At 62.9% G+C, this 18,295-nt stretch carries 15 protein-coding genes; 10 read left to right on the top strand and 5 right to left on the bottom strand.

The features are described 5' to 3' along the window. Nucleotides 1-2: 2 nt before the first annotated feature. Nucleotides 3-1,133: a type VI secretion system protein TssA gene (gene tssA, locus G3N59_RS10920; protein ID WP_205982593.1), complete on the top strand. Its 1,131-nt coding sequence runs from the start codon at nt 3-5 to the stop codon at nt 1,131-1,133. Between the two features lie 62 nt (nt 1,134-1,195). On the opposite strand, the gene G3N59_RS10915 is transcribed toward tssA, so the two are convergent. From G3N59_RS10915 to G3N59_RS10900, 4 genes are all read right to left on the bottom strand, one after another. After that, nucleotides 1,196-2,155, bottom strand: coding sequence for an OmpA family protein (locus G3N59_RS10915; RefSeq protein ID WP_205982592.1), 960 nt, complete (start codon nt 2,153-2,155; stop codon nt 1,196-1,198). Continuing rightward, the gene (gene tagF / locus G3N59_RS10910) at nt 2,139-3,149 is read right to left on the bottom strand and encodes a type VI secretion system-associated protein TagF (RefSeq protein ID WP_205982591.1); all 1,011 of its coding nucleotides are present in this window, start codon (nt 3,147-3,149) and stop codon (nt 2,139-2,141) included. Before tagF ends, G3N59_RS10915 begins: the two co-directional genes overlap by 17 nt. Further along, nucleotides 3,146-7,015 carry a type VI secretion system membrane subunit TssM gene (gene tssM / locus G3N59_RS10905; RefSeq protein ID WP_205982590.1) on the bottom strand — a complete coding sequence of 1,290 codons (3,870 nt, stop codon included), beginning with the start codon at nt 7,013-7,015 and terminating at the stop codon, nt 3,146-3,148. The genes tagF and tssM overlap by 4 nt, the downstream gene beginning before the upstream one ends. 308 nt (nt 7,016-7,323) lie before the next feature. Next, nucleotides 7,324-8,181, bottom strand: coding sequence for a M15 family metallopeptidase (locus G3N59_RS10900; protein WP_205982589.1), 858 nt, complete (start codon nt 8,179-8,181; stop codon nt 7,324-7,326). Nucleotides 8,182-8,322: 141 nt separating this feature from the next. Between G3N59_RS10900 and G3N59_RS10895 the strand changes: the two genes are divergently transcribed. From G3N59_RS10895 to G3N59_RS10865, 7 genes are all read left to right on the top strand, one after another. Further along, nucleotides 8,323-9,252 (top strand): hypothetical protein, encoded by a 930-nt coding sequence (locus tag G3N59_RS10895; RefSeq protein WP_205982588.1) that lies wholly within the window; start codon nt 8,323-8,325, stop codon nt 9,250-9,252. A 292-nt stretch (nt 9,253-9,544) separates the two neighbouring features. Beyond that, a complete protein-coding gene (locus G3N59_RS10890; protein ID WP_205982587.1) occupies nt 9,545-10,555 on the top strand; it encodes an IS110 family transposase in 1,011 nt (336 codons plus the stop codon). Between the two features lie 390 nt (nt 10,556-10,945). Beyond that, the gene (locus G3N59_RS10885) at nt 10,946-11,584 is read left to right on the top strand and encodes a CDP-alcohol phosphatidyltransferase family protein (protein WP_205982586.1); all 639 of its coding nucleotides are present in this window, start codon (nt 10,946-10,948) and stop codon (nt 11,582-11,584) included. After that, nucleotides 11,577-12,194, top strand: a complete 618-nt coding sequence (locus G3N59_RS10880; protein ID WP_205982585.1) for a lysophospholipid acyltransferase family protein — start codon at nt 11,577-11,579, stop codon at nt 12,192-12,194. The genes G3N59_RS10885 and G3N59_RS10880 overlap by 8 nt, the downstream gene beginning before the upstream one ends. A gap of 2 nt (nt 12,195-12,196) precedes the next feature. Continuing rightward, nucleotides 12,197-13,135, top strand: a complete 939-nt coding sequence (locus tag G3N59_RS10875) for a phosphatidate cytidylyltransferase (protein ID WP_205982584.1) — start codon at nt 12,197-12,199, stop codon at nt 13,133-13,135. Nucleotides 13,136-13,291: 156 nt separating this feature from the next. Next, nucleotides 13,292-13,720: a helix-turn-helix transcriptional regulator gene (locus G3N59_RS10870; RefSeq protein ID WP_205982583.1), complete on the top strand. Its 429-nt coding sequence runs from the start codon at nt 13,292-13,294 to the stop codon at nt 13,718-13,720. After that, the gene (locus G3N59_RS10865; protein WP_205982582.1) at nt 13,721-15,058 is read left to right on the top strand and encodes a type II toxin-antitoxin system HipA family toxin; all 1,338 of its coding nucleotides are present in this window, start codon (nt 13,721-13,723) and stop codon (nt 15,056-15,058) included. It abuts the gene before it with no gap. A gap of 106 nt (nt 15,059-15,164) precedes the next feature. Here the strand turns inward: G3N59_RS10865 and G3N59_RS10860 are convergent, their stop codons facing one another. Further along, the gene (locus G3N59_RS10860) at nt 15,165-15,353 is read right to left on the bottom strand and encodes a CsbD family protein (protein WP_167061375.1); all 189 of its coding nucleotides are present in this window, start codon (nt 15,351-15,353) and stop codon (nt 15,165-15,167) included. A gap of 282 nt (nt 15,354-15,635) precedes the next feature. Here G3N59_RS10860 and G3N59_RS10855 point away from each other — a divergent pair, with 282 nt between their 5' ends. After that, on the top strand, nt 15,636-17,108 hold the full coding sequence (locus tag G3N59_RS10855) for a benzaldehyde dehydrogenase (RefSeq protein WP_205982581.1): 1,473 nt from the start codon (nt 15,636-15,638) through the stop codon (nt 17,106-17,108). Nucleotides 17,109-17,122: 14 nt separating this feature from the next. Beyond that, on the top strand, nt 17,123-18,265 hold the full coding sequence (locus tag G3N59_RS10850) for an NAD(P)-dependent alcohol dehydrogenase (RefSeq protein WP_205982580.1): 1,143 nt from the start codon (nt 17,123-17,125) through the stop codon (nt 18,263-18,265). Nucleotides 18,266-18,295 lie beyond the last annotated feature (30 nt).

Below are 18,295 nucleotides of genomic sequence, written 5' to 3'. Positions count from 1 at the left end.
CCATGTCGACTGATTACACCGCGCTGCTGGCGCCTATCAACGAAAGCTCGCCGTGCGGCGAGGACCTGCTGTTTTCCGCCGATTTCGATGCGATCGCCTACGCGCGCCGCTTCGACGATCCCTCGCTCGATCAGGGCGAATGGGTCACGGAAATCAAGGAAGCCGACTGGCCGTTTGTCGCCGAGCGTTGTTCGGCGCTGCTCGCCACGCAGACCAAAGATCTGCGCGTGGCCGTGTGGCTGACCGAAGCGCTGGCGATCCAGGAAGGCGTGCCGGGCCTGACGCAAGGCTATGCCGTGCTGACCGGACTGGTCGAGCGCTTCTGGGAGCAGGTGCATCCGCAGCCCGAAGGTGATGATGTCGAATCGCGTCTGGGCAATGTGGCGTGGCTCGCGGGTCGTTCGGCCGAGTTGCTGCGCGCCGTGCCGCTCACGCAGTCGGGTATCGCGTTCAGCACGCTCGACTGGGACGTGGCGCAGCACGTAGCGCAAGCGGTGAAGCGCGATCCCGACAACGCTCACGATATCGCGCGCGGCAAGCCTTCGGTCGAACAGATCGATGCGTCGCGGCGCGCAACGTCACCGGCGTTCTACGAGGCGCTGCTGGCGCAGTTCAAGACGTTCGAGGCCGCGCTGGCCGCGCTCGATCAGGCGCTGGAGCAGAAGGCCGGCGATTCCGCGCCGAGCTTTCGTCAGACGCGCGAGGCTTTCGACACGGTTTATCGGCTTCTGGAGCGCTTCGCGCGCGACGTGGGTGTCGACCCGGACGCGCGCGCGAAGCAGGACAACGCGCAGCAAACGGAAGACGGGCAGAGCGATGCGTCGAATACGTCAGGGCGTTCCGAGCCGAGCTTCAAGACGCCATTGCCTCACGAGGACTATGTGCAGACTCAAACCCGCGTTCCCAGCCGCGCGCATGGCGGCATCCAGAGCCGCGCAGACGCGGTAGCGCAACTGCGTGCCGTGGCGGATTACTTCCGCGCGACCGAACCGCATAGCCCCGTGGCTTATCTCGCCGATAAGGCCGCGGAGTGGGCTGGCATGCCGCTGCACGAATGGCTCGCCACGGTGGTGAAGGACGACGGCACGCTCTCGCATATCCGCGAGATGCTGGGTGTGAAACCGGAAAACTAAGCTGAAGTTCGAGGCGATAAAAAAGCCCTGCATTTGCAGGGCTTTTTTCATGCTGCGCTTGCTTAGAGACCCGCGCGGAATTCGATACGGCGATTGCGTGCGCGTCCGTCCGTGGTGTCGTTCGACGCCACCGGTTGATCCGGGCCCACGCCGTTGGTCGTCAGTTGCTGCGGCGAAATCCCCTTGGCGACGAGATACCCCTTCACCGCATCGGCGCGCGCCTGGCTCAGCGCGATGTTCGAGGTGCGGTTACCCGAGTTGTCGGTGTGGCCGATGATTTCCACGGTGCGCGTATTCATCTTCGCGAGCACGGCCGCCATCTGGTCGAGGATCGCGCGACCTTCCGGCGCGAGCGTGGCGCTGCCCGTTTCGAATTCGATCGTGCGGTTCGCGAGCGTCTGGTCGAGCAGACCCTGTTCCGAAGCGCTCACGCGCAGGCCGTTGCGAATCGTGTAGGTGGGATTGAGCGCGTTCGCCATATCGCTGGCGATCTGCTGACGCTGCGCTTCATTGCCTACTTCGCCGCGCACGTCGATCTGCGTGCCGTCGATCTTCAGTTGTCCTTTGTGGATCTGCTTGAGCTGCGCGCCCAGCAGCTTCTGCACATTCGACGACCAGTTCGGCGGCGTCGCCACGTCGCCCACTTCGATCTGATCGACCACATTGCCCGCGCCATAGGTATCGCGCAGGCGTTGCAGCACGGCGGCGTGGGTGGCTTCGTCAGGCACCTTGCCGCCGGCCACGACCTGGCCGGGCGTGGCATCGACCGGCGCGGGCGTCGACGTGACGGTGCTGCGCGGCGCCGCAGCGGAAGCGACCGACGGCGTCGACGTAGCGGCGACATTGGCCGGGCCCGAAGCGGCGGGAATCGTGCCGCTCACCGTCGCGCCGTTCGTCACGATGGGCGTGACGCGCGCGGGGCTGGCATCGTCGGCCGATGCATTTGTTGCAAACGAGGCCAGCGCGCCCAGGCTCAGCGCCACCGCCGCGGCCAGGCCGCTGCGTTTAACCACGTCGGCCATTGACCGGCTCTCCGATGAACGCTTCGCGGAACGTGTCGATGGCGACGCGCAGCGAGAGTTGCGGTTGATCGAGGTAGCTGACGAGTTTGCTGATGCCATGGTCGCTTTGTGCATGATCGTCGATCCACTCGGGATCGTCGATGTCGATGTTATGAGCTGAATAGGTTTGCGGATCGACCACGCTATGCAGGGTCTTCGCGGACGCGCCGTTGAAGCCGATGATGAGCCGTTCGCGCTGCGCGATGGTGCCAAGGAAAATGGCCAGTTCGAAATCGGCCTTCGAGACGAACGGCGCGATCAGTTCGAGCCAGAACGCGCCGACGAGGCTGCGATAGAACGGGTCGGTCGGCAGCGGCAGCGTGAGGCCGCGTTCGAGATGCGCGGCGCCGCTTTGCATCACCGGACGCAGCAGCGAACCGAGCGCGAGCATCGCGCCTTTGAGGCGCACGGGATGGCCGCTGCCCAGCAGCATCTGTTCGAGGCCGGAGAGCGTCTGGTGTTCGATGAAATCCGCGAAGGTGCCGTCGTGCGGATTGCCCGTGCCGCCCACATCGACCGGCACGTGCGTTTCGCCCAGCGCCTGCAGCGCGCCCGAAGGCTCGCTCGGGCCTAGCAGCGGCTGCATCTGCGAGGCCACCCGCGACCACAAACGCGCGAACGCCAGCGGGCTGCGCGCGAGAAACGCCAGCGGCTGCTCGACTTCGAGCGCCGTGGCGGCGAGGAACGGAAAGCGCCGCGACGACTGGTCGTGGCTCGCGACCATATGGCCCGCGATCGCGAGGCGGCTATGCGAACCGAGAAACGCGAAGTGCATCGGCTGCGCTTCCTCGTAGACGATCTTCCAGCGCGGATCGTCGGTCAGCATGTTCATGGCTTCGGCGATCCAGTTGTCCAGCGTCTGCAACAACTGCGGATTGTTCGCGCTTTTGACGAAATCGCCGCGCGAGGGAATTTTGCCGAAATAGGCGATCTGCGCCTGAACGGTCTGCGTCATTGCGCGACTCCCTGCGAGTTGGTTGTGCCAGCAACGGTCGCCGGTGCGCCCATTGCGGCCTGCGGGCCAGCGGCCGCGCTGGCGCCTTGCGGATTCTGTGCGTTCTGCGCGCCGCCCGCCGCGCCGACGTTCGCAATCGACGACGGCAGTTGCACGCCCTTCAGACCTTGCTGTTGCGGCGCATCGCCGCTCGAAGCCGTGGGCTGCGAGGTGCTGATGATGCGCATGCTCAGCGACACCGTCACGCTGCCTTGCGTCCAGGTGAGGTCGAAGGTGCCGTCCGGGCGGCGGCTACGTTGCGCCGAATTGATCAGCTTCTCCAGACCGTAGCGGCCCGGCTCGTTGACGAGCTGGATCGTGCGGCCGTCGAAGGTGGTCGCCGACAGCGTCGCGCCAGGCGAGCCGTTCGGGTTCGGCCACACGAAGTTGGTCCACTGCGGCGGCGTGTTGCGATAACGCAGTTGCTGGCCGTCGATCGCAATCGTGTACTCGGTCGTGCCGGTCGAAGGCTGCGGCAGGATCTGGAACACGGTCTGCGGTTCGCTCGCACCACCGTTTGCGCCTGCTGCGCCACCGCCCAGCGGTGCGACCCAGCGCGCGAAGCCGCCGGTGAAATCCGGCGTGAGCGCCAGACCCATATCGCCCCACGTGCGTGCGGTCAGCGTGTCGCCGCGACGCACGGCGAGCGGCCCGAGCGTAGTGCTGACGAACTTCGAGATCGCGCCATCCGGGCCGAACATCTGGCCGATTTCGCTCGAACCGGCTTCGACCTTCGCCGTACCCGCGAACGGATACTTGTTGGCGAGCGACGCCTGGAACGGCTGATACACCTGCGCGTTCCACACCTTGTTCACTTCGACGCTGGCCGGTTGAATGACCACGGCGTAAGCCTGCATCAGCGGACGCACGAGCAGGGGACGCAGCGCCTTGCGCTGATCGTCGGTGAGACCCGTGAGCATCTGCTCGTCGACGAACTTCAGGGAATCGGACAGTTCCGAGCCGTTGCCGTCGAGCGTCTGCTGCATCAGCTGACGCGCGCCCGGTCCCGGATCGCCCTGGTTCTTGATCGTGTTGAAGCGCGTGCGCACCTTCGACAGCGAGTCCATATAGCCCTTGAGCATCGAGCCATTGTCGTGCGTGACGACGATACGGCCGAGACCCGCGAACGCCTGGCCGATCGGACCCATCGGGATTTCGACCGGATTGCCGTTGATGTCGATATTCGCTTCCACCGTGCCGCTGGTCGCGCGCGAGAACAGGTTCTTGAACCAGCCCTTGATGCCGCTTTGCGCCTGCTTGATGGTGGTGTTGACGAGCGACGGGTTATCCCACGACGTCTGGTCATACGCGGTTTCGAGGATCTTGCGGATCGGCGAATCCTGCGGGTCGCCCAGGCGGTTCATCGCATCCACGGCCTGACCGAAGCTACCGAAGTCCTGCACGGCGATGCCCTGCATGAACTTCTGCCAGTGCTGCGCGTATTCGGCCTTGTACATGCCCACGAGGGTTTTCTGGATCTGCTCCGGGCTGCCTTCGAGTGTGAGGTCGTCGGACGCCGAGGTGTTGAGCACCCAGTCCTTGGCCTGCAGCTCCTTGGTGGCCGCATCGCGGATCGCGGGCTGCACGTACTGGAACCACGCTTCGCGCGTGAAGGTGCCGGGAATCGCGTAGCTGCCCGCGACCAGCGCCGTATTGCTGTCACCGACGATGCGCGCGACGGTCATCGGCGCGAAACGCGTGGAGGCGCGCGCCTTGATCTCTTCATACACGCGCTGGCGTGCCGGCATGCCGCGCACCACATGACGCAGGTTTTCGCGCGTCTGGTCGATCAGCGAGAGATTCGCGTCGACCATCGGCCAGTCGTCGTCGTTCACGCGCGCGAGATAGAACGTGATCATGCGCTCGGCGCTGCGGATCATCTCGTCGCGAGGCATGTTGCCGCGATTCTGTTCGAGCCAGCCGCGCCAGAAGCGGGCGATCTGGTCGGTGAGGTGAGCGGTTTCGACGTGACGCTTATCCGAAAGCATCAGGTAAGTTTTGAGCGCGTTGTACGCGTCTTCCACGCTCGAGGGCGAGGCGTCGCTGTAGAGGCCGCCCTGGCTCGTGTTCGCCATCGCTGCGTGCGCGGAAACCGGCACGGCGCCGGAGTCGGGCGCGTGCGTCATCGGCGCGAGCTGGTCCGGGTGGGCATCGACATCCTTGAGGAAGGAAGCGAGATTCTGCGAGACCGGCGTGAGCATGATCTGGCGCACGCCGTTGTAATACTCTTCGAGCAGATGCTGTTCGATGCGATCGCCCTGATACAGGCCCAGCGACACCGCGAGCGGCTTGTCGCGACGGAACTGTTCGAGCTGGTCGATGCGGTCTTCCAGAATGTCCATTGCCTGCAGACGCGACTGCAGGTCGTTGCGGTTCTGTTGCAGCTTCTCGACGTTGTCGAGATCGGCCTGCACGTTCGCCACCAGTTGCTGGTTATTGACCGCCGACCACGTCCAGCCGCCCAGCGCGAGCGCGAGCGCCGCCACCACGCCAAAGAACGTGGCGTAACGCAGACGCGTTTTTGCCGGGCTCGCGAACTGGCGCACGGTCTGCTTGTCCGCGAAAATCACCTTGGAAAACAGGTCTTTCAGGAAGAAACCGTTCTTCGAGAAGGCCGCTTGCGCCTTGGGAATGCCATCGGCCGACAAGGCGAAACGGTTGGCGATGCGCTGCGCGGCGGCGCTATTGGTTTCGCCTTCCTGCAGCGCGCTCGTGAAATAGAAGCCGCGGAAAATCGGCTTGTACTGGAATGGGTTGTTCTCGAACAGCGTGGCGAGGAACGCGCGCAAGGCGGGCTTGATCGTCGAGAATTCGAGCGGGAAGCTCAACTGGCCCGGCGTGAGCGCATTGCCGCGGCTGATCGACATCTGCGCAATGCTGATTTCCTTCAGGCCGTCATAGAGTTCTTCGAAGCGTTCGTCGAACTGCGCGACCACGTCGCGCTTTTCATCGGGCTCGTAGGGCAGGGTGGCGCCCCAGACGCGATCGTATTCGTGGCGATCGTTCGCGCTAAAGAATTCGGTAAAGCCCGTGATCAGGTCCACCTTCGTGAACATCACATAGACGGGCGCGAAGACTTCGAGTTTTTCCGTGAGTTCCTGCACGCGCTGGCGCAGGTTCTTCGCCAGATCGATGGCGAATTCCGGGCGATTGCCAGTGAGTTCCGCAATGCTCGCCGTGACGATGATGCCGTTGATCGGCGCCTTGGGACGGAAGCGCTTGAGCAGGCCCAGAAAGCCGAGCCATTCGCCACGGTCTTCTTCGTGAACCGAATAGCGGCCTGCGGTATCGAGCAGAATGCCTTCGGTCGTGAAGAACCAGTCGCAGTTACGCGTACCGCCGATGCCATGCACGATGGCGTCTTTTTTATCGGCGAACGGGAATTGCAGGCCGGAATTGATGACCGCGCTGCTTTTGCCTGCCGCCGGATTGCCGATCACGATGTACCACGGCAATTCGTAAAGCGCGGAGCCGCCGGAAAGCTGGCCGATCTTCGAGCTCTTGATGGTCTTGACCGCGTCGGTCAGGCGCGTGCGCAGCGCGTCGAGTTCGGCCTGCGTGCCGCGCGCGGCGACGGCGGCCGGCGTTTCGACCTGGGCCTGCTGTTCGAGCATGTCGCCGAGCTTGCGATTGGCGCGGCGCACGCGAATGCGGCGCACGATCCACACAATCAGCCAGAGCGCGAACAGCACGCCGAGCACGGCCGCGACCCAGACGAGCCCGATCTGCAGCGTGTCGGCTGCAATATAGATCACGGCTGCCAGCGCAATGATGCCGATGATGGAAAGCGTGCGCTTGTGAGTCAACACGTTGAGAAAGCGTTGCATATGCCGGTCAGATCCTGATGCTTTGAGTGCTGTTCTGGTGATTCATGCGTGACGGTGGCGAGACGCGCAACGGGCAGGGCGCGCGCGTGCAGCCGATCATGTACAGGACAGGATCGGCGAACGATGTGAAAACTGTGAGAGATCAGGAAAGGAATTGCGCGGCTTGCGCGGCATGTCGCTCAAGGTATTGAAAGAACGCCCCATATCCATCCTCTTTATTGTTCGCATTGCGTTTTGCTTCGGCCCAATCTGCATATACGCATGCGTGCTTATCTGCTGCCGGTGACATGCACGTGTCATTGCGCATGTCATTTTGCATCTGCCGGCCTGCGTCCCAGCACGAAACCGGGCTTGTGATATTCGACGTGCCCGAGGTCCATCATTTTCCAGCGTCCGCCCCATGTGAGGCCAACCTGTTCGGCAACCTGTCCATATAACTGATAGCCGCGCATGGCCCACGGATCTTTTTCTGAAATGACGAGCTTGCCGTCACGCAGGAATGCGTTATCCGCTGCGAGTCCGTATTGGTGATAGCTCTGAAACGCCGCGGCATTAGTCACGCTGCCCCCCATTCTTGCCAGCCGGTCCTGCCGATCGGGGCTGCGATAACCTTCAAGCAAAGCCATGTCGTAACCGTATTGCTCGTGCATGATTTTATAAACGAGCAGCAAACGCGTACGGAAATCCGCATCGAGCAGATTCCAGTCGCGACTCGCATCCACCAGTGCCGGACGAATCTGTTCAACCTCACGCGTGGCGAACACTTCAGGCGGCAAAGGCGGCGGCGGAACCAGCTGCTCGCCATTGAGCAGTGCCGCGATTTTTTCATCGGGCACACGAGCCGTGTCATCGTATTGGAATAACTGGCGACCGCGAAGCGCAATAGCAATCAGCGGAGGCGTCGCAAGAATACCTGTCGTCGACAAAATCAGCAAGCGCCGCTTAATCAGCAAATTTTGCATATCGACCATTGTCGATTGGGAATATTTTGCCGATTTAGAAATATGCTTGCGCGCATGTGCAGAACTCGCGGAAATACGCCGCGTGATCACATTATGCAGGTTGAATAAAGCATCGAAAAAGGACGCTCGAACGCCCGGTAACAGCAGAATTGCGGCTATCGGTACGGTAATGGCGAAATAGACTACGAGTGCAATGGCAACCAAAAGCGACCCCGTGAACTGAGGCAATTGTTTTTTGTAATGCTTGATTTTAGAATCAGGCCTGCCCGAACTCGGGCCGACACGTATTATTACGGCGAAACAGGCCCGATTCAATGTGCACGATCCGAATGAGACTCTAAAGTAATGAGTGTGCCGGACAATTCCCGACCCAAAGCTCCACCCAGCCTGCTGGCAGAAACACCCGCCAGGCCGGCCGGCGCACCTGCCAGCGGCACGCCCGCTGGCTCACGCATTCTCGCTAACCTCGAAGGGCGCGTGGTGCCGCAGCCCGTGCCTGCGGGCAAGACGCCGCAGCGTTCCTCGAAAGCGGCCGGCCTTGTGGCGCTGCTCGTAATCGGTGCGGGCGCATTCGGTGCATGGCACTGGATGTCGCGCACGCCGTCGAGTACGTCGAACGCGGCATCGACGGCGGCCAGCGCGGTTGCCGTGGCTGCAGCGTCGGCTACGCCCGCGTCGCATGCAGTCGTTGCGAGCGCACAGAAAAATGCGCCCGAGGAGGCATCGGCTTCGCACGCGGCCACCATCGTCGCCGACGACGACTCGGCATCTGCAGGAGGCGAGAACGAACGCCTCGCGCGCGTGCTCGCAGATGGCTCGGCCAGCGGCGCGACCGCGCCCGCTGCACCCGCCGCGCCGGTTGCGCAAACAGCGCAGGCCGCGCCGGAAAAAAACGCCGCAAAGCATCAACACGATAGCGCCGATACCAAGCATCAAACGGCCAACGCGCATAAGAACGACAGCAAGGCCGATAGCAAGACGGCGCTCGCCCAGTCGAAGAAGGCGCACGCCAACGGTAAAAAAGACGATTCCGATGCGGATCTGCTGGCCGTGCTGTTCGCGCGCTCCAAGCCGACGGATGCGAAGACCGGTTCGCATGCATCGAAGAGTTCGGCGAAAAGCAGTGAGGCTAACGCGTCGCTGGCGCAGCAGGTCAAGGCTTGCAGCGAGCGCGGTTTCTTCGAGGATCAGCTTTGCCGCTGGCGTGTTTGCGACGGTCACTGGGGCAAAGATCCGGCTTGCCCGCAGGCTGCGAAAGCCAGCAACGAGCATTGAAGCCGTGACGGTACGGATGTGCCGTCATGACGATTGCCGAAGAATCGACAGATTATTCGGCATGCCAGGTAAATTCGCGGGCGCGATGCACAGCAGTCAAATCAGGACCGGCAGGGTTTTCCGAACGTTCTATGTAATTTGACATAATGCAAATTATCGCAATTTCGTAAAGCTGTGGCTAAATAGATGGAATGGTCGCCTCCCGCCTTACCGGGCCGCCCAGCACCGCAGTGTCGCGTCCAGAACATGCGACATTGCTGGTTCGGCAGTCCCGCCGCCCAAGGAGAAGCATGTGGAACCCACGATCATTGCCATCGACCTGGCCAAGCGCGTTTTCCAGATTCACTATGTCGAACCTCAGACCGGCGCGATTCATAGCAAGGTTCTCAAACGCGCCCAGCTCGTGCCGTTCTTCGCCAACCGGCCTGCGAGCCGTGTCGTCATGGAGGCCTGTGGCAGCGCTCATCACTGGGCCCGGGTCATGGCGCGGCTTGGCCACGACGTCCGGCTCATCGCAGCCCAGTTCGTGCGGCCGTTCGTGAAGTCGAACAAGAACGACGCGGCCGACGCCGCGGCGATCTGGGAAGCCGCCCAGCGTCCCGGCATGCGGTTCGTGGCGGTCAAGACTAAAGACCAGCAAGCCATGCTCGCATTGCATCGCATGCGCCAGCAACTGGTCCGGGTTCGCGTGATGCAGGTCAACCAGCTTCGCGGATTGCTTTATGAGTTTGGCATTGCGCTGCCTCAAGGCCGTCGTGCGTCGATTGACGCTGCCAAAGGTGCACTGGCGTCACTGGCCGACGAGCTGCCGGCCATGCTAGTAGACAGCCTGTTGGATCAGATCTTACGATTGCGGGCGCTCGATGAAGAGATTGCGCGCATCGAACAGCGCATTCTCGAGTGGCGCCGCAACGACGACGCATGCAGACGTATCTCAGAGATTCCCGGCGTCGGCGTGCTCACGGCGACCGCTGCGGTCTCGGTCATCGGACAGGCTCAGACGTTTCGTTCTGGACGGGAATTTGCCGCCTATCTGGGTCTCGTGCCACGACAGAACAGTTCTGGCGGTAAGGCGAAACTGGGAGGTATTAGCAAACGCGGTGATGTATATCTGCGAACGCTGCTGATTCATGGCGCCCGCTCGGTTATCTCAAGTTCCAGACATCTGCCGGAGCGTTTGCGCATGATGCTGTCCCGACGTCCAACGAATGTCGTGGCTGTTGCGCTCGCGAACAAGATGGCACGCACAATCTGGGCGCTCCTGGCGTATGACCGAACGTATGAGGCAGCACACGTGCAGTAACCACGCTTGAATGTCTCTACCTCCATTCACGGTTGCACAGGTATATTGAACGATGGCAAGACAGGTTGGACCGCGCAAAGGCAAGCCTGAGACATCTCTCGGACCTTGAGTCCGCTAAATAGATTAGGACCTTTGCGGCGAAATCCATCGGGGCCGGCGGGTACATCTCGCGATCGAGTCCGGATATAAGTCCGCAACCACCCTTCTCGCCACGAACAATTGCCTTGCAAATGGGAGGCGACCATATAAGAAATGTCGTATTTGGCGACGATGCTCAATGAGTCGCCACGTAAAACGCCATAGTTTTGCGCAGCCCTGTATAACGCGCCCAGCTTTCGACCGATCGACGCTGATCGCATCCCATCGACATCATCGACTCCATCACGCCTTATGGACGAAAACCGACGCCCAATCAAATCGCGCTCCAACACGGCCATTGTCGCGCTGGCGAAATTCCTGGCCGGCACGAGCGTGACGCCCAACCAGATTTCCGTCGCGAGCGCCGTGTTCGCAGCGATCGGCGCAATCGCGCTGCTGAGAATCGACAGCGTCATCGGCATGATCGTGGCGATTGTCTGCATCCAGTTGCGGCTGCTGTGCAATGTCATCGACGGACTGGTCGCCGTCGAAGGCGGAAAAAAATCGATCGTCGGGGCGATCTATAACGAATTCCCGGACCGCGTCGCGGACAGCGTGTTGCTGGTCGCGGCCGGCTATGGCGTGGGCCTGCCGTCGCTTGGCTGGGCCGCTGCGCTCTTTGCGGCGCTGACCGCCTATGTGCGCGTGTTCGGCGGTTCGGTGGGCGTGCCGCAGCGTTTCATCGGGCCGATGGCCAAGCAACATCGCATGGCCTTGCTCACGCTCGCCTGCGTCGCGACGATCATCGAAATCACGCTGCATCGGCATCCTGTTTGTTTGATTGCGGCGCTGTTCATTATCGCGGCGGGCAGCGCGCTCACGTGCGTGACGCGTACGCGTGCGCTCGTTCAGGATCTTCACCGGATCACGGAGGAAAAGACTCATGCGTAACGTCATGCAGCGCTGGTTGCTGGGCGTCGTGCGTCTCGTGGTGGGCGCACGCGGGCGCTACGCGAGCACGCCGCCAACGGCCCAGCAGACGATCTATTTCGCCAATCATTCGAGTCACGTGGATACGCTTGCCATTCTGGCGGCGTTGCCGCCCGATCTGCGCGCGAGCGTGCGCCCTGCCGCAGCGCGCGATTACTGGGACGCTTCGCCCATGCGCCGCTTTATCGCGAATCGTGTGTTGGGCGTGGTGTATGTGACGCGCAAAAGCGCCGAAGGCGAAGACCCGCTGCAACTCGTGCGCGATGCGTTGGCGTCGGGCTGGTCGATCATTATTTTTCCCGAAGGCACGCGCAGTCAGAACGGCGAAATCGGTCCGTTCAAAAGCGGGCTTTACTGGCTTTCGCGTGAGTTTCCCGAAGTGCAGCTCGTTCCCGTGCATCTGTCCGATCTGATGCGCGCGATGCCCAAGGGCAAGCTGTTGCCGGTGCCGATCAACTGCAGCGTCTCGTTTGGCGATGCCGTGCCGGGCGCCGCCGAACTCGACAAGGAAACCTTCCTTACCACGGCGCGCGACGCCGTGATCAAACTTCAAAATTCGGTACGGGGTTAAGGATGCCGCACGTTTTCTGGATCACGATCGTGGGCGTGGTCGCCCTGCTCTGCTTCTTTACCGTGGTGGGCGCCGTGCTGCGCATGAAATTCGGCACGGCCAATACGACCGTCACCAATATGAACCAGCGCATTGCTGCGTGGTGGGTCATGATTGCCGTGGTCACGGCGGCGCTCTGGCTTGGGCCGTATGCCACGCTGTTCCTGTTTTTTATCTGCTCGTTTTTCGCACTGCGCGAATTCATTACGCTCACACCGACCAAGCCCGCCGATTACTGGTCGCTCGTGCTGGCCTATTACGTTGCGCTGCCCGGCCAGTTTCTGCTGGTGGCGCTGCACTGGTACGGGCTGTTTGCGATCTTTATGCCGGTGTATATGTTCTTCGTGCTGTCCGCGTCGGAGGCTTTTTCGCAGGACACGGCTGAATTTCTCGAACGTAACGCCAAGATTCAATGGGCCTTGATGGTGTGCGTGTATTCGTTCAGTTACGCGCCCGCCCTGCTCCTGTTGCCGCTGCCGCATTACTTCGACAATAACGGGCCGCTGCTGCTGTTCTTCCTGCTGGTCGTGCAATCGAGCGACGTGTTCCAGTATGTTTGCGGCAAGCTCTGGGGCAAGCGCAAGCTTTCGCCGCTCGTCAGTCCTTCAAAAACCTGGGAAGGCCTGATTGGCGGTGGCGCACTCGCAATCGGTCTGGGCACCCTGCTGCACGGTCTTACGCCGTTCAATATCTGGCAGGCCGCGTTGATGTCGGCGGTCACGGTGATTGGCGGCTTTATCGGCGGGCTCGTGCTGTCGGCCGTCAAGCGCTCGATGGGCGCCAAGGACTGGGGCGTGATGATCGCCGGTCATGGCGGCATGCTCGATCGCATCGATTCCATCTGCTTCGCCGCGCCGATTTTCTTTCACCTCACGCGCTATTTCTTCGCGACGCCAACCTGACGAGCGTGGCCGGCGTTCGCGCCGCGCCGTTCCACGCGAAGCACGCTTACAGGCTATAGCCTGTATTTTGCATTTACAGCTTTAAGGTTGTATTTTGCATTTACAGTCTATAGACTGTAAGCGTTGCCTGCCCTGTCCCCACTGCCGGAGCTTCGCGTGGACTACCCGCTCAAGACCGTCAGCCAGTTACGCCCCTTGCTGCTGGGCTTTCGCAAGAAAGCCGGCCTGACCCAGCAACGGGTCGCGCAGCGGCTCGGCATTTCCCAGCAGAGCTACGCGGCCTTCGAAGCCAACCCCGCCACCGCAAGCGTCGAGCGGCTTTTTCGCGTACTGCGGCTGCTGGCCGTCGATATGCGGTTGGCCGCTGGCGCTGCGGAAGCCGAACCGGCTCAACGCAAGGTTGCGGTGAAAATGGCCGCAGTCAAAAAGCCTGTTGCGAGAAAAACGGCGCTGAAAACCGCAGCGAAAAAAACCGCCGTCAAAAAAACCGCCGTCAAAAAGACCGTTGCCCGTAAAAGCTCGCCCGGAAAGACAACGTCCCGCAAGCTCGCTGCCGCGAGGCCATCAAAGCGCGAGGACTGGTAAATGGCGCGCACCCGCCAGACGAACCGCCTCGACCTGTGGATGAACGGCCTGCCCGTCGGCTACTGGGAAATCGTGCGCGGGGTCGAACGGCTCGTCTATCTGCCCAGTTGGCTCGACGACGAACAGGGCCGGCCGCTCTCGCTTTCGCTGCCGTTTACGCCGGGCAACCAGCCCTTGCGCGGGCGCATCGTCACCGATTATTTCGACAACCTGCTGCCCGATAGCGAACGCATCCGCCGCCGCATCGCGGCCCGTTACCGCACGGCGGGCATTTCGCCGTTCGAACTGCTGGCCGTGCTCGGGCGCGATTGCGTCGGCGCATTGCAATTGCTGCCGGCGGGCGAAACGCCGGTCGGGCTCGAATCGATCGAAGGCAAGCCGCTGAACGAAGCCGCCATCGCCCGGCTGTTACGCGAGACCACTTCCACGCCGCAGTTCGGCGAGCACGGCGAACCGGTGGACGATCTGCGTCTGTCGATTGCCGGTGCACAGGAAAAAACGGCACTGTTGCGCCGTAACGGCCGCTGGCTGCTGCCTGCGGGCAGCACGCCCACCACGCACATTCTCAAGTTGCCGCTCGGACTGGTCGGCAATATGCGCGCCGATATGCGTACCTCGGTGGAAAACGAATGGCTTTGCGCAACCATCGTCGCCGCCTTCGGGCTGCCGATCGCGCCCTGTGAAATCGCCCATTTCGAGGATATGAAGGCGCTGGTGGTCGAGCGTTTCGACCGGCGCCTCGCGCGCGACAAACGCTGGATCGTGCGTCTGCCGCAAGAGGATCTTTGCCAGGCCACGGGCACGCCCGGCCTCTACAAATACGAAGCCGATGGCGGTCCCGGCATCGACGCGGTGATGGCCGTGCTGGGCGGATCGTCGCGCTCGGCGCAAGACCGGCGGCACTTTTTTCTCGCGCAGATCATTTTCTGGCTGCTCGCGGCCACCGACGGCCACGCCAAGAATTACAGCATCGCGCACCTTCCCGGCAGCCGTTTTGCGGCCACGCCGCTCTATGACGTGCTGTCCGCGCATCCGATCATCGGACGCGGGCGCAATCAGGTCGCGGCGCAGCGCGCGAGTCTCGCGATGGCGGTGCGCGGGCGCAATGCGCATTACCGCATCGGGCAGATTTTTCCGCGTCACTGGATCGCGCAGGGTCAGCGCGTGGGATTTTCGGTCGAGCAGATCGAGGAGATGATGGCCACGGTTGCGCAGCAAACCGGGCGCGTCATCGACGAAGCCGCAGCGCAGCTTCCGGAAGACTTTCCGCTCGATATCGCCGATGCGATCTTTGCCGGCATGCGCAGTCAGGCGAGGATTCTGGCGGGTCCGGCCTGAAGCCAGCGCCAGGGTCGTTCGGGCAAAAACGCACAAAAACGCGCGGGGCGCCGCGCAAACGACGCCCCGCGCACTGCCGAGACTTTCGTCTCACTGGGCGATCACCTTAGTGATGACGCTTGGTCATATCCTTGGCGGCCTCCTTCATATCGCCATAGTTCTTGCGTGCTTCACCCGCGGCCTGCTGCACGTCGCCCTTGAGCTCACGTTGCGGGTTGTCAGTGGCGCGGCCTACCGCTTCGTTGACCTTGCCCTTGATCTTTTCTGCCGTGCCCTTCACCTGGTCCTTGTTCATGGTACGTCTCCACGTAAAAGCGACGGTGTGTCGCGACGATCGACATAGCGCACGCGCTGTGCCCGCGACTGGACAGCAAAGTCGAGTGTCCAGTAACTGAACGCCTTTGCGCGCCCTGCCACGCGCCCACGGGCTATTGCGGCCCGGGAACAATTCCCGATTGTGACGCTGGCCCCCATTCCTTATCGTGGCGTCCTGGCGTGTTCCGGCGATATTCCCGCTACCGGCGACCGCCCACTGGGCCTATTTACCGGCTTTCGCACGCGATCAACAGGAGTCAGCATGAGCGTTACCACTTCCACCCGCCTTCTCGACAACGACGTCTGGCAAGGCCGTCTCTTCACGGGCGAATGGCGCGAAGGCACATCGGCGGCCGATGTGCTCGAACCGGCCACGGGCGAGCGCCTCGCGCGCATCGGCATGGCCGACGCGGCCTTGATCGCGGCATCGTCGAAGGCGGCTTTCGAGGCGCAGCAGGCTTGGGCCGCGCTGCCCTACGACGCGCGCGCCGCCGTGCTGCGCCGTGCCGCGCGCCTCGCCGAAGATGCCGCCGACGAAATCGCCGGCTGGATCGTGCGCGAAAGCGGCTCCACGCGCGGCAAGGCCGGCTTCGAAACGCACGCCGCCATCAAGGCGCTGCACGAAGCCAGCGCGCTGCCGTCGCGTTCGGCGGGCGAAGTGCTGCCTTCGGTGCCCGGCCGCCTGTCGCTGGCGCGCCGCCGCCCGCTGGGCGTGGTCGGCGTGATTTCGCCGTTCAACTTTCCGCTCTATCTGGCGATTCGCGCCGTGGCGCCGGCGCTCGCGCTCGGCAACGCCGTGGTGCTCAAACCGGACCCGCGCACCTCGATCTGCGGCGGTTTCAGCATCGCGCGTCTATTCGAACTCGCCGGTCTGCCAGCGGGCGTGCTGCATGTGCTGCCCGGCGACGGCGCGGCGGGCGCGGCGCTCACGAGCGACCCGCATATCGCCATGATCCAGTTCACGGGCTCGACGGGCGCGGGCCGCAAGGTGGGCGAAGCGGCGGGTCGTCATCTCAAGAAGGTTTCGCTGGAACTGGGCGGCAAGAATTCGCTGATCGTGCTCGACGATGCCGATCTCGAACTCGCCGTCGCCAATACGGCCTGGGGCGCGTATCTGCATCAGGGCCAGATTTGCATGGCGACCGGCCGCGTGCTCGTGCAGCGCAAAATTTACGATCAATTCGTGCAAAAACTGGTGGCGAAGGCATCGAGCCTCACGGTCGGCAATCCGGCGACCGGCGATGTCGCGCTCGGGCCGATCATCAACGCGTCGCAGCGCGACCATATCGCCCGCGTGCTCGCCGATGCGCAGCAGGCCGGCGCGCGCGTGGAAACCGGCGGCGGCTATCGCGACCTCTTTTTCGAGCCGACTGTGCTGAGCGGCGTCACGCAGAGCAACCCGGCGTTCAACGAGGAAATCTTCGGGCCGGTGGCCGTGGTCGTGCCTTTCGACACCGACGAAGAAGCCATCGCGCTCGCCAATGATACGGAGTACGGATTGTCGATGGCCGTCGTCACCGCCGACGTGGGCCGCGCGCTGCGCATGGGCGAGCGTCTGCGCACGGGCTTGCTGCACATCAACGATCAGACCGTGAACGACGAAGTCATCAACCCGTTCGGCGGCGTGGGCGCGTCGGGTAACGGCACGAGCATCGGCGGCCCGGCCAACTGGGAAGAATTTACCCAGTGGCAATGGCTGACCGTCAAGGGCGAAGCACCGCTCTACCCGATCTGAGGAGACAGACACACATGAGCACGACAACGCAAACTCAGGCGACGGGCCGCACGGTCACCGCCGCCGTCGCGCGCGCCAAGGGCGAGCCGTTCACGATCCAGAAGGCGCGCCTGCGCGGCCCGCAGGATGACGAAGTACTGGTGCGCGTGGTCGCCACTGGCCTGTGCCACACCGACCTGATCGTGCGCGACCAGTTCTATCCGGTGCCGCTGCCGGCCGTGCTGGGCCACGAGGGCGCGGGCGTGGTCGAGGAAGTCGGCCCGAACGTGAAGAACCTCAAGCCCGGCGATCACGTGGTACTGACCTACGGCGCGTGCGGACATTGCCAGCCCTGCGTGGGCGGCCACGGCGCGTATTGCAGCCACTTCTTTGGTTTGAATTTCGGCGGCGGCGATCTCGAAGGCCGTACCGCCATCGAGGATGAAGAAGGCCGTCCGCTGCACGATCACTTTTTTGCGCAGTCGTCGTTTGCGAGCCACGCGCTGGCCCGCGAAAACAATGCGATCAAGGTGCCGCACGACGCGCCGCTCGAACTGCTCGGGCCGCTCGGCTGCGGCATCCAGACCGGCGCGGGCGCGGTCATCAACTCGCTCAAGGTCACGCCGGGCAGCCGCTTTGCGAGCTTCGGCGCGGGCGCGGTGGGGTTGTCCGCCGTGATGGCGGCGCGCGTGGCGGGGGCATCGACGATCATTGCCGTCGATATCGTGCCGTCGCGGCTCGAACTGGCGAAGGAACTGGGCGCGACCCACATGGTCAACAGCTGCGAAGTCGATATGGTCGAGACGATCCGCGAGATCACCGGCGGCGGCGTGGATTTCGCGCTGGAGTCGACCGGGCATCCGCAGGTGCTGGCCGGGGCGATCGAAGCGCTCGGCACGCTGGGCGCAATCGGCGTGGTGGGCGCGCCGCCGCTGGGCACCAAGGGCGAGTTCGACATCAACAGCCTGCTGCTGAACGGGCGCACGATTCGCGGCATCGTCGAAGGCGATAGCGTGCCGCAGCGCTTTATTCCGCAACTGGTCGAGCTATATCAGCAAGGGCGTTTTCCGTTCGACAAGCTGGTGAAGTTCTATCCGCTCGAGAAAATCAACGAAGCCGCCGAGGACAGCACGCGCGGCGTCACCCTCAAGCCGATCCTGCGCTTCGCGCACGCCTGAGGCACGAGTGGCGACCCGGCGCGCTGCAGG

Origin of the sequence: Paraburkholderia sp. Ac-20340, assembly GCF_017104965.1 — a bacterium.
Taxonomy (GTDB): domain Bacteria; phylum Pseudomonadota; class Gammaproteobacteria; order Burkholderiales; family Burkholderiaceae; genus Paraburkholderia.
The sequence above is the reverse complement of the archived record's forward strand: the minus strand, read 5'-3'. Positions and strand labels throughout refer to the sequence as shown.

What these genes read in the sequence shown, in the direction of transcription:
- tssA (WP_205982593.1), top strand. Translation starts at nt 3, where the DNA reads ATGTCGACTGATTACACCGCGCTGCTGGCGCCTATCAACGAAAGCTCG.
- G3N59_RS10915 (WP_205982592.1), bottom strand. Translation starts at nt 2,155, where the DNA reads ATGGCCGACGTGGTTAAACGCAGCGGCCTGGCCGCGGCGGTGGCGCTG.
- tagF (WP_205982591.1), bottom strand. Translation starts at nt 3,149, where the DNA reads ATGACGCAGACCGTTCAGGCGCAGATCGCCTATTTCGGCAAAATTCCC.
- tssM (WP_205982590.1), bottom strand. Translation starts at nt 7,015, where the DNA reads ATGCAACGCTTTCTCAACGTGTTGACTCACAAGCGCACGCTTTCCATC.
- G3N59_RS10895 (WP_205982588.1), top strand. Translation starts at nt 8,323, where the DNA reads ATGAGTGTGCCGGACAATTCCCGACCCAAAGCTCCACCCAGCCTGCTG.
- G3N59_RS10885 (WP_205982586.1), top strand. Translation starts at nt 10,946, where the DNA reads ATGGACGAAAACCGACGCCCAATCAAATCGCGCTCCAACACGGCCATT.
- G3N59_RS10880 (WP_205982585.1), top strand. Translation starts at nt 11,577, where the DNA reads ATGCGTAACGTCATGCAGCGCTGGTTGCTGGGCGTCGTGCGTCTCGTG.
- G3N59_RS10875 (WP_205982584.1), top strand. Translation starts at nt 12,197, where the DNA reads ATGCCGCACGTTTTCTGGATCACGATCGTGGGCGTGGTCGCCCTGCTC.
- G3N59_RS10865 (WP_205982582.1), top strand. Translation starts at nt 13,721, where the DNA reads ATGGCGCGCACCCGCCAGACGAACCGCCTCGACCTGTGGATGAACGGC.
- G3N59_RS10860 (WP_167061375.1), bottom strand. Translation starts at nt 15,353, where the DNA reads ATGAACAAGGACCAGGTGAAGGGCACGGCAGAAAAGATCAAGGGCAAG.
- G3N59_RS10855 (WP_205982581.1), top strand. Translation starts at nt 15,636, where the DNA reads ATGAGCGTTACCACTTCCACCCGCCTTCTCGACAACGACGTCTGGCAA.
- G3N59_RS10850 (WP_205982580.1), top strand. Translation starts at nt 17,123, where the DNA reads ATGAGCACGACAACGCAAACTCAGGCGACGGGCCGCACGGTCACCGCC.